At 70.8% G+C, this 10,092-nt stretch carries 8 protein-coding genes and 2 pseudogenes; 4 read left to right on the top strand and 6 right to left on the bottom strand.

The annotated features are described in order from the left end of the window. Positions 1-131 precede the first annotated feature (131 nt). Positions 132-361: pseudogene (locus ABTX60_RS29300) on the bottom strand (IS5 family transposase); the annotation flags it as partial. 8 nt (positions 362-369) lie between these two features. On the opposite strand from ABTX60_RS29300, the gene ABTX60_RS29295 reads away from it, so the two are divergent. Together ABTX60_RS29295 and ABTX60_RS29290 are read left to right on the top strand one after the other, a co-directional pair. Continuing rightward, a complete protein-coding gene (locus tag ABTX60_RS29295; RefSeq protein ID WP_352100014.1) occupies positions 370-732 on the top strand; it encodes an aromatic-ring hydroxylase C-terminal domain-containing protein in 363 nt (120 codons plus the stop codon). Positions 733-818: 86 nt separating this feature from the next. Continuing rightward, positions 819-2,972 carry an MMPL family transporter gene (locus tag ABTX60_RS29290; protein ID WP_352100013.1) on the top strand — a complete coding sequence of 718 codons (2,154 nt, stop codon included), beginning with the start codon at positions 819-821 and terminating at the stop codon, positions 2,970-2,972. A 206-nt stretch (positions 2,973-3,178) separates the two neighbouring features. On the opposite strand, the gene ABTX60_RS29285 is transcribed toward ABTX60_RS29290, so the two are convergent. The 3 genes from ABTX60_RS29285 to ABTX60_RS29275 form a co-directional block, all read right to left on the bottom strand. Continuing rightward, entirely contained in the window at positions 3,179-4,630 is a 1,452-nt protein-coding gene (locus ABTX60_RS29285; protein WP_352100012.1) for a HAMP domain-containing sensor histidine kinase, read from the bottom strand. Further along, a complete protein-coding gene (locus ABTX60_RS29280; RefSeq protein WP_352100011.1) occupies positions 4,627-5,319 on the bottom strand; it encodes a response regulator transcription factor in 693 nt (230 codons plus the stop codon). Before ABTX60_RS29280 ends, ABTX60_RS29285 begins: the two co-directional genes overlap by 4 nt. Before the next feature lie 177 nt (positions 5,320-5,496). Further along, the gene (locus tag ABTX60_RS29275) at positions 5,497-5,964 is read right to left on the bottom strand and encodes a hypothetical protein (protein WP_352100010.1); all 468 of its coding nucleotides are present in this window, start codon (positions 5,962-5,964) and stop codon (positions 5,497-5,499) included. Between the two features lie 59 nt (positions 5,965-6,023). On the opposite strand from ABTX60_RS29275, the gene ABTX60_RS29270 reads away from it, so the two are divergent. Both ABTX60_RS29270 and ABTX60_RS29265 read left to right on the top strand, forming a co-directional pair. Further along, positions 6,024-7,598: a hypothetical protein gene (locus tag ABTX60_RS29270; protein ID WP_352100009.1), complete on the top strand. Its 1,575-nt coding sequence runs from the start codon at positions 6,024-6,026 to the stop codon at positions 7,596-7,598. 98 nt (positions 7,599-7,696) lie between these two features. After that, a complete protein-coding gene (locus tag ABTX60_RS29265) occupies positions 7,697-8,341 on the top strand; it encodes a hypothetical protein (protein ID WP_352100008.1) in 645 nt (214 codons plus the stop codon). A 141-nt stretch (positions 8,342-8,482) separates the two neighbouring features. Here the strand turns inward: ABTX60_RS29265 and ABTX60_RS29260 are convergent, their stop codons facing one another. Together ABTX60_RS29260 and ABTX60_RS29255 are read right to left on the bottom strand one after the other, a co-directional pair. Continuing rightward, positions 8,483-9,073 (bottom strand): hypothetical protein, encoded by a 591-nt coding sequence (locus ABTX60_RS29260; protein WP_352100007.1) that lies wholly within the window; start codon positions 9,071-9,073, stop codon positions 8,483-8,485. Between the two features lie 88 nt (positions 9,074-9,161). Then, positions 9,162-9,907 (bottom strand): annotated as a pseudogene (locus ABTX60_RS29255) (IS5 family transposase). Positions 9,908-10,092: the final 185 nt, after the last annotated feature.

Genomic DNA, 10,092 nt, shown 5'->3' with positions numbered 1-10,092 from the left:
CACCCGCTACGACAAACGCGCCCGCCACTACGAAGCCCTGGTCACCATCGCCTGCCTACGACTCTGGCTCTCCTGACTTTGCGGACACGACCTAGGACGCAGGCAGGCGGACGGGGGTTGATCAGGGACAGGAGACTCCGGTGGAGCATCAGCCAGCCGCACGTCCGCTCCACCGCCCACCGGGCGTGAATCCCCTGGTCCCGGGTTTGCGGGCGGTGATTTCCATGTCGATGCCGGCAACCTGGTCGAGCAGCAGGGTGCCGGCCACGGAGTCCTGGACACTGGCCGCGGTGACCAGCACCGCGAGAAGCAGGCTGAGCGTGTCGGTTCGACGACGCCCACCGGTACGTCGCCTACCCGCTCGCCGGCATGGACGCCCGGTACGACCTGGGCGACGACCACCGGTTCGTCGGCACCCTGTGCCCGGACATGAAGTTGACGCTGGAGCGGCCCGACCCGGACGTCGTCACCGCGGTGAACCGGTCGGCGGACCTGCTGCGTGAGGGGCGTGGGCTCCTGCTCGGCTTCGTCGACCGCGCCGAGGCCCGCGGCGCCGCGGCCGCGTGGACCGGACGGGTCAACACCCTCACCGCCCGCACGGATCGGGTGGACCTCGACGCGTTGCTCATGCGGCCCGACGGCTGTGTCGCCCGGGCCTTGCCCACCGGGCCGGACCGCGACGCCACCACGCTGGTGCGTGCGCTGGGCACATGGTTCGGCCAACCGGCCTGAGCACCGCATTAACAGTCGTCTCAGGTTCGCTCCGTAGGAAGTCGGCATCCAGATAAGCGATGCAACCCGTATGTAGGAGGCTAGTGATGGCAGTCGACGCAGCGCCGTCCGGGGGAGCGCCGGCCGGTCGGTTGGCCGGCCGGTGGGTGCCTTGGTTGGTGATCGGCTTATGGCTGGTGCTGGCGGTCGGCATGGTGCCGCTGAGCGGAAAGCTGAGCTCGGTCACCACCGACAGCGCCGTGGACACCCTGCCGGCCAGTGCCGAGTCCACCAAGGTGGCGGTGCTGGACGACCGTCTCCCCGGCGGCGACAGCAACACGTTCGTCTTCGTGTACCACCGCGCCGGCGGCATGACCGACGCCGACCGCGCGACGGTCGAGCGCCACTACAACACCCTTGCCAAGCGGTACCCGCCGAAGGCGACGGCGGCGGCCGGCGAGGACGACGAGGGCTCACCGACGAGCCTCTCCACCGACCGCATGGCGATGATGTTCACGCTCGAGGTGAGCACGGCCTACGGCGCACCGGAGGACATCGTCGGCCCGTTACGTGACGCCGCGAAGGAACGCCCCTCCGGCCTGGAACTCGACGTGACCGGCCCGGGCGCGATCGACGGCGACATGGATGCCGTCTTCGACGGCATCGACGTGCAGGTCCTCCTCACCACCATCGTCGTCGTCACGCTCCTGCTCATCCTCACGTACCGCAGCCCGGTGTTGTGGATCATCCCGCTGGTGGCCGTCGGCGCGGCCGCACTGACCTCGATGGGGACGGTCTACCTGCTGGTCAAGGGCTTCGGCATCGTGGTCAACGATCAGAACTCAGCGCTGCTGACGATCCTGGTGTTCGGCGTTGGCACGGACTACGCGCTGTTGCTCATCGCTCGATATCGGGAGGCACTGCACCACCATGAGAACGTCCGGGTCGCGATGGTCCACGCGCTACGCGGCGCGGCGCCGGCCATCGTCGCGTCCGCGGCCACCGTGGTCGCCGGCCTGCTCTGCCTGCTCGTCGCGGACCTGAACAGCACCAGCGGGTTGGGCCCGATCGGTGCGGCCGGCATCCTGTGCGCGCTGGTGGCCATGCTGACGCTGTTCCCGGCGGTGCTCGTGGTGCTCGGCAGGCGGATCTTCTGGCCGGCCGTCCCGCGGTTCAGCACGGCCGTGCAGGAGAAGCCGGGGCTGTGGGGACGGCTCGGTTCCGCCATCAGCCGCCGTCGGTGGATGGCGGCGCTCGGCTCGCTCGGGGTCCTCGGGGTGTTCGCCCTCGGGCTGGCGGGCAACACCGGCGCACTGCGGGAGCAGGACCAGTTCCTGTCCGCGCCGGAGTCGGTCACCGGCTTCACCGTTCTGCGCCAGCACTTCCCGGAGCTCGGCGGCCAGCCGATGACGGTCTTCACGCGGCCCGCGCACCAGGAGCGGGTGCTCGACGTCGTCAAGGACACTCACGGTGTGGCCCTGGCCATCCCGGAGCAGACCAGCGGTGGCTGGTCCAACATCTCCGTGTTCCCGAAGGACGCGCCGGACACCGCCGCGGAGTACGACACGGTCAAGCGGGTGCGCACCGCCGTGCACGCGGTGAGCGGGGCGGAGGCGATCGTCGGCGGGCCGAGTGCGGAGAACCTCGACACCGAGGTGACCACCCGGCGCGACGAGAAGCTGGTGATCCCGCTGGTGCTCGTCGTGGTCCTGATCGTCCTCGGGCTGCTGCTGCGCGCGATCGTGGCCCCGCTGGTCCTGATGGCCACTGTGATCGTCTCGTTCGCCGCGGCCTTCGGCGGCAGCGTGTTCGTCTTCGACACGATCCTCGGGTTCGAGGGGATCGACAATTCGGTGCCGCTGCTGGCATTCCTGTTCCTGGTGGCGCTCGGCGTCGACTACAACATCTTCCTGGCCAGCCGGGCCCGGGAGGAGGCCGTGCATCTCGGCACCAGAGAGGGCATGCTCAAAGCCCTCTCGGCCACCGGTGGCGTCATCACCTCGGCAGGCCTGGTCCTGGCGGCCACGTTCGCGGTCCTCGTCACACTTCCGCTGGTGATGCTGGTCGAGGTCGGGTTCCTGGTGGCCTTCGGCGTGCTGCTCGACGCCCTGCTGGTGCGGTCGGTCCTGGTGCCCGCCCTCACCTTGCTGATCGGCCGGCGGATGTGGTGGCCGAGCCGGCTGTCCCGGACGGCGGCGGAGCTGCCGGACGGTCGACAGCCGCTCGCCGACGACGAGGAGGAGCCCGCGCTGCAACGGTGAGCGCGCCGACACCGACGAGATCCGGGACGGGCCCCAGGCCCGTCCCGGATGTGGTTCACGGGTCCGACGGTCACCGCCCTCCGGTCCTGTGCCGTGCGGCCGGGACCGGGGCCGGCGCAGCACGGGTTTTGCCTTGACGGTGAGCCGCGCGGGGTTGTGCCCGAGGGCCGCCGTCCCTCGTCATGTGCCGCGCCGCCGGCGGTGGGTCAGCCCGCCGCGCTGTCCTCCCCGGCGGTGGGCCGCGCGATGGGCGCGGGCGGGGCCGCGGCCGGAAGGTCGACCCGAAGCAGCGCACCACCGCGTGCGGAGCGGGCGACGCCGACCCGGCCGCCGTGGGCGTCGACGACCCGCTGCACGATCGACAGCCCCAGACCGGAACCCGGCAACGCCCGGGCGCTGTCGGCACGGTAGAACCGGTCGAACACCCGCGGTACGTCGGCGGCGTCGATGCCCGGCCCGGCGTCGTCGACCTCGAGGACCACCGAAGCGTCCTCGGCACGGAGCCGGACCTGGACCGGCTGGTCCGCAGGGGACCACTTGCCGGCGTTGTCGATGAGGTTGAGCACCGCCCGCTCGAGCGCGGCGGGACGCCCGCTCACCCACACGGAGGTCACGTCGAGCGCGACCTCGACGTCGGGCGCGCGGGAACGTGCCCGGGTCGCGGCCGCCGCCACCACGTCGGCGAGGTCGAGCAGCTCGGTGTTCTCGTCGCTGACGTCACCGCGCGCCAGGTCGGTCAGCTCGGCGGCAAGGGTGCTCAACTCGGCCACCTGGGCGCCGAGATCGTTGAGCAGCCGGGTCCGGCTCTCCGCCGGCAGTGCGCTGTCCAGGGTGCCGCGCCGATCGAGCCGGATCAGCAGCTCGACGTTGAGGCGCAGGCTGGTGAGCGGGGTCTTGAGCTCGTGGGCGGCGTCCTCGGCGAGCAGCCGCTGGGCCCGCCGGGAGTCCCGGAGCGCGGCGAGCATGTCGTTGATCGACTGGATCAGCCGCCGGATCTCCCCACCGCCCTCATCCGGGATGTCGGCGTCAAGATCCCGGGTGTGCGCGACACGTACCGCGGCGGCGGTCAGCCGGTCGATCGGTGCCAGCCCGGTCCGCGCCACGGTTCGCCCGACAAGGGCGCCGCCGACCACGCAGAGCAGCCCGATCAACAGCATGCCGAACCCGAACTGGTTGATCGGGCTGTCGTCGGCGACCTGGGCCACCTGGACCGCGCCGTCGCCCGCCCGCAGCGTGTAGACGATGTAGCCGTCCTCGTCGCTGTCGTTCGACTCCATCAGGTCGGCCGACGCGCCCTGCGCCACCCGCTCGGCGTGCTCGCTGACGGGGGGCAGCGCGGGTTGGCCGGCCGGCGTCCGGGTCGAGCCGTCGGGCAGGATGACCCGCACCAGCCGACCTGATCCGGGATACGGCGGTAGCTGGACCTGCGCCAGACCGGCCCGCTGCGCGTTCGTCGCCAGGACGCGGGAGTCGGCGCGCAGCTGATTCTTGGCGCTGTCCTGCAGCTCCCAGCCCAGGAGTTCGCTGGCCACCTGGAAGGCCACGAACACGCTGACCCCGATGGCCGTCGCCGCGATCACCGTCAGCCTGGCCCGCAGGGACCGCCGGCGCCACCATCGGGTCAGCCGGCGCGGTTCCCGCCCGGCGGGCCTGCTCACGGAGGAGTCTCCCGCAGCACGTAACCCAGGCCGCGCAGCGTGTAGATCAATCGCGGCTCACCCTCGGCCTCCATCTTGCGGCGCAGGTAGCTCACGTACACCTGAAGGTTGTTGGCGGTGGCGCTCATGTCGAAGCCCCAGATCGCCTCGAACAGCGTGTCGCGGGTCAGGACCCGGGTCGCGTTGCTCATGAGGACCTGCAGGAGGGAGAACTCGGTCCGGGTCAGGCGCAGCGGCCGCTCGCCCCGCCACGCCTCGAACCTGTCCGGATCGAGCCGGACGTCGGCGAACGACAGGATCTGCGACTCCCCGTCGGTCGGCGTGCGTCGGCGCAGCAGGGCCCGCACCCGGGCCAGCAGCTCCTCGGTGGCGAACGGCTTGGGCAGGTAGTCGTCGGCACCCGCGTCCAGCCCCGTGACCCGGTCGGAGACCTGGTCACGGGCGGTCAGCATCAGCACCGGCAGATCCCGACCCGCGGCCCGCAACCGCCGGCAGGTCTCCAACCCGCCGAGGCGGGGCATCATCACGTCGAGGATCAGAAGATCCAGCGTGTCGCCGTCGGCCCCACCGACCCCGTCTAGCACGGCGAGACCGTTGGCGACGGTACTGGTGTCGTAACCCTCGACCTGGAGCACCCGCTCCAGCGACTCACGGATGGCCGCTTCATCATCCGCGATCATGATCCGCACGCCGGCCCGCCCCCTTCCAGTCGATGTTTTTGCCGCTCATTGTCCCCGATCAACCTGAGGCCAGGCTTAGAGCGTCGCTGGGGACCGCGCTCTTACGGATACCTGCGAAAGGGAACCTACCGTCGGCTCATGAGCAAGGCAGGTCCAGATGACCGGCATCGCACCCGGCAGCTGGCGTCAGCGGGCCTGGTTCAGTGCCCGGGTCAGTTCCCGGTCAGCCGCCCGCGCAGCATCGAGTTCCTCGGTCCGCTCATCGAGCTGGCGGCTTATGTCGGCCAGGTGTTGTTCGAGCAACGTGATGCGACGTTGAAGCTGGTCGATGTCGGCGGACGCGCCAAGGCCTGATTCCTTCCAGGCGGTTTCACCAAGGCTCTCGGACAGACGCTTCTCCAACTGCCGGACCCGGGCTGTCAGCCGTCTGTTTCGCTCCAGCGCGTTGGTGAGGTCAGTCTGCAGCGAGGCCCGGCTGACGGCCGCGATCCGGCCTTCTGCTGGTGGGGCTGCTGCGGCGGCGTGGACGCGTTCGAGGAGGTCGCGGTGCCGGTAGAGGTAGGTGCGGTCCACTCGTGCCGCGCGGGCCAGTCCGGAGACTGTGATGTCCTGGTCGCTTCGCAGCAGGACATCGAAGTGAGCGGTTAGGGTCATGGGCTCCATGTCCTGTGGCAGGGGGCCCGTTCCGTGGTCTTTCCTTGGGGGTTCGAAACGTGCCGACACCTGACGAGATCTGGCAGGACGCCGACTTGTCCACCCGGCGGCTCGCCGGGCTGGCGCTGAATCCCGCCGCTCCGGTGGAGCTCCTGCTGCACCTGCTGGCCGAAACCCCGCTCGCTGTACGGATGGTGCTGTGCCGGGACCGGGTCCTGCCGTCGGCGGTCGTCGACGCCGTGATCGCGCACCCCGACCATCGCACCCGCAGCTTCTTCGCCCGCAACCCTCATGTCGATCCGGCCCAGCGGGCACAACTCCTCGACGATCCGCACTGGTTCGTCCGCGCCCACCTCGCCGAGGGACCCGGGCCGGAGTACGACGGGCCGCCGCTGCCCGACGAGGCCGTCGTGCACATGATCAACAGCTACGAGCAGGAACACCTCGGCGGTTCCCTCTACCGGCAGTTCTCGCTCGGGCTGCGCCGGTCCATGCCCACGCATCCGGATCCGAAGGTCCGTGCCTGGGGCGTCGGCATGTGGACGGGGCTGCCCGCCGAGACACGGGCCGCGCTGCTGACGGACCCCGACGACGAGGTCCGGTCGAGGGCCCAGAGGCATCTGCGCAACGAGGACCCGGTGTGGGTCGAGAGCGTCCTGCCCGACAGACCGTGTCACGGCCGCACCGACATCCTGATGCACCGGGCACTCAGCAGGGCGGTCGTGGACGCGGTCCTCACCGCGCCTGCCGGCCCGCAGGACCGATCGATGATCGCCGGGAACCCGACCCTGCCGCCCGACGTGGTGAGACTCCTGGCCGCCGATCCGGACCCGGAGGTCCGAGCGGAGATCGCCGGCCGCACGGACCTCGGCCCCGCCGAGCGCCGCATCCTTGCCGCCGACCCCGTGCCGGACGTGCGCAGGGCGGTCGCGCGCCACCCGGACCTCGGCCCTGCGGAGCGGCAAGCCCTCGCTACGGATCCCGACCCGGGCGTGCGGCTGGCGGTTTCCGTGCACCCCGCGTGGAGCGAGCAGGAGCGGGCCGGAATCGACTACGCGGTCCCCTTGGACGGGCTCTTCCTGTTCCGTCCCGAGCCGTTGACACCCCCGGACCCCGAGACCGTCCGCCAGGACGCACGGTCCGGTCACCCGATGCTGCGCAGAAACGCCGCGCAGGTGCACACCCTGTCAGCCGACCTGATGGCCCGGCTGGCTGTCGACGACGACCTGGGCGTGCGCGTCCTGCTGGCCCAAAACCACCCGGACGCCCCGGCGGCCCTGCTCCTGCGCAGCTTCCTCGAGTACACCGGCCATCAGCGCGACCGCCTCCTCACCCGCCCGCACTTCCCCACCGACGGGTTGGCCGTCCACGCCGCCGACGAGGATCCCGCCGTCCGGGCACTGGCCGCCCGCGACCCCAAAGTCCCGCCGGCCACCGTGGAGCGGCTCACCCAGGACCCCGACCCCTCCGTCCGCGCCGCGTTCGCACGCCACCCCAACCTTCCGCCGTCCCGGCTGGCGGAGCTCCTCGACGACGAGGAGCTGGCCCACCACGCGGCCGCCAACCCGGCGTTGCCCACACCGGTGATCCGCGCTCTGGTGAGCACCTGCGCCAGGTCAGCCGACGGCGAATAGCACTTCCAGCGCCGTCGCGGTCTCCGCGGCCAGTAGGCTCTGGCACCGGCGGAGGCCCGCGAGCCGCCGCACCACGGCCATTGCGGAAGGGGAACGTGATGATCGCTGCGGAGTACGGCTACGAGGTGCTGCCCGGAGTGGCGGTGGACACCCCGGGTGTCGAGGACGTCCTGCGGCGGCGTGAACGCGGTCTGCGGTGGGGCATCCTCGCGCTGACCGCCCAAGTGCTGCTGCTGGCGGCCCTCCTCTCTCCGGCGGGTCCCGGCTCCGCCCCTGGCTTGGTCACCGCCGCCTGCGCGGTCCCCGTCATGGCGGTCACGGCCGGCCTGACGCTGCTGTGGCGTCGGGCGCGCCGTCGGGAGCGGCTGGTGATGTCCACCTACGGCTGGCAGGTCTGGCCCGTGCGCACACAGGACGTCCGGGTGGTCGCCGCAGACGGCGAGCGGGTCCAGGGCCGCCGCTGGGGGACGGACGGGCGGGTGGTGCTGCTCCAGCCGGACGGCCAAAGCCACTGCTCGTTCCCCGTCCCCGCGGACGGCTGGGACGGCCCCCGTCCGCGGGGGCCCCGCCCGCCGGACCGCGTATGGTTCGCCGGCGACACCCGGTTCGGCGGCATGGTCGCCCAACCTGGCGGGCTGCCCTTCCGCTACGTCGTCCGCTCCATGCCGGGCAAGCGTCGTGGTACCGGACCGGAGGACGAACTGGCCCGCCGCGCCGGCCTGATGCCTCGGAACCGGCGGTAGGCGTTCCCGACGCCTCCCATCGCGGATGTCGGGGGGCAGAAGATACTGGGCCGGGCGAGGCTCCTCCTCCACGGAGATCAGGGCCCACGCATGAACCGTGTACCGGTCCTCGACTCCGCCTTGGACGTTGTTTCTTATGGTTCAGTTGAGGGCTTGAGTGGCCTGGGGAAAGCCCAGCTGGTCGAGCAGCGTGCTGAAGAGGTCTTCTGCGAAGGTCTCGTGTGAGCGAAGCAGCTCTTCAATCCTGGTTGTCCCCGGCGTGACGGGGACGCCAGCGGCTGCGGCCCAGGCAACGGCGCCCTCGGCGTCGGTGGGTTTCTCGGCGTCGAGTTCGGCGCGCTTATGTCTGACGGCTTCGTGGAACTTTGGCGTGTCCAGCCACAGGAGTTGATCTTCGAAATCTTCGGGCTCCTCGGCCAGGAGCCTGGCGGCGATGTCCAGGTTGAGCCACGCCTGCCAGCGCTGTCCGGTGGTGTCCAGGCCGGTCACGAGAGCGAGGGAACTGTCGGAGACGTCGGCGACGCAGGCCGGTGCACTGCTCCACTCAACCAGGGCGGGCAGGTCCTCGTCGTCCCATGTCCCGGAATCGATCTGGAGCGTCTGCCAGCCGCCCGACCGTGACTCCCATGTGTGCACGGTTGCCTTGAGTTCTTCGTCGAGGCTGTCGAAGACGGGAGCTTCCAGCAGGGGGCGGTTGCTGCGAGCGAAGACCAGGTGACCCGAGAATCCCACGGCAGTTCCTCCTTCGAGATGGTGAGCGCACCGTATGGGCTGCCGGTGACAACGCGGGCCTGGTCAGCATCTGCGCGGTGGGCCAGGCTCATCTGCTGAGACGGCGATACCCGATGAGGGCTGCGGCGATGGCAACGAACGCGAGGAAGTGCTCGGCTTTGCGTTCGTAGCGGCGGTGCAGGCGGCGGCAGCCGGCCAGGACACGGTTCTCTCGACCACCCAGCGGTGGCGGCCCAGCCGCTTGGAGGACTCGTGCCCCTTGCGAGCGATGCGGTGGCGGATACCGCGCCTCGAAGCCAGCGACGCAGGTGGTCGTAGTCGTAACCCTTGTCGGCGTGCAGTTTCTTGGGCCGGTGGCGCCGGGGCCCACGGCGGGACCGGACGGGCGGGATGCCGCACACGAGCGGCTTCAGGCCCTGGCTGTCGTGCATGTTCGCGCCGGAGACGCCCAGGGACAGCGGCAGCCCGTTCCTGTCCGTGATTAGGTGGATCTTCGATCCCAACTTGCCGCGGTCGGTCGGATCCGGTCCCGTCAGTGGCCCCCCTTTGCGGCCCGCAGGCTCACGGAATCGATCGCGCACCGCGACCAGTCCAGCTCGCCTCGCACTCCGAGTTCGTCGAGGATCACGCGGTGGAGCCTCGCCCCCAGACCCGGTCGCGGTTCCACTGGGCGAACCTTCGGTAGACCGTCTGCCAGCTCGGGCCGAACACCGGTGGAAGCTGCCGCCATGTGCAGCCCGATGTCGCCACGAAGATGATCGCTGCCAGGGCCTCACGGTCACCTGCCCTGCGCCGGCCCCCACCCTGTGGACGTATCACTTCCGTCGGCGGCAGCTCGTCGACGCTGCGGCGCTGGCCGCCAGCTTGGCGAGGAAGCGCCGGGGGAACGCGGCTGCATGCCGCTCGGTGATGCCCACCGGCCAAGGGCCCCTGCCGTGTAGCGGCGCTAGAGCTCCGCCCAGGACGTGCGATTGACGTCACGGCGATCGGACTCATCTCGACCCGGATGTCCGACGGGA

Source organism: Streptomyces sp. NPDC126510 (assembly GCF_040302345.1).
Taxonomy (GTDB): domain Bacteria; phylum Actinomycetota; class Actinomycetes; order Streptomycetales; family Streptomycetaceae; genus Streptomyces.
The sequence above is the reverse complement of the archived record's forward strand: the minus strand, read 5'-3'. Positions and strand labels throughout refer to the sequence as shown.

Coding starts and splice junctions, on each gene's coding strand:
- ABTX60_RS29295 (WP_352100014.1), top strand. CDS start 370: ATGGACGCCCGGTACGACCTGGGCGACGACCACCGGTTCGTCGGCACC.
- ABTX60_RS29290 (WP_352100013.1), top strand. CDS start 819: ATGGCAGTCGACGCAGCGCCGTCCGGGGGAGCGCCGGCCGGTCGGTTG.
- ABTX60_RS29275 (WP_352100010.1), bottom strand. CDS start 5,964: ATGACCCTAACCGCTCACTTCGATGTCCTGCTGCGAAGCGACCAGGAC.
- ABTX60_RS29265 (WP_352100008.1), top strand. CDS start 7,697: ATGATCGCTGCGGAGTACGGCTACGAGGTGCTGCCCGGAGTGGCGGTG.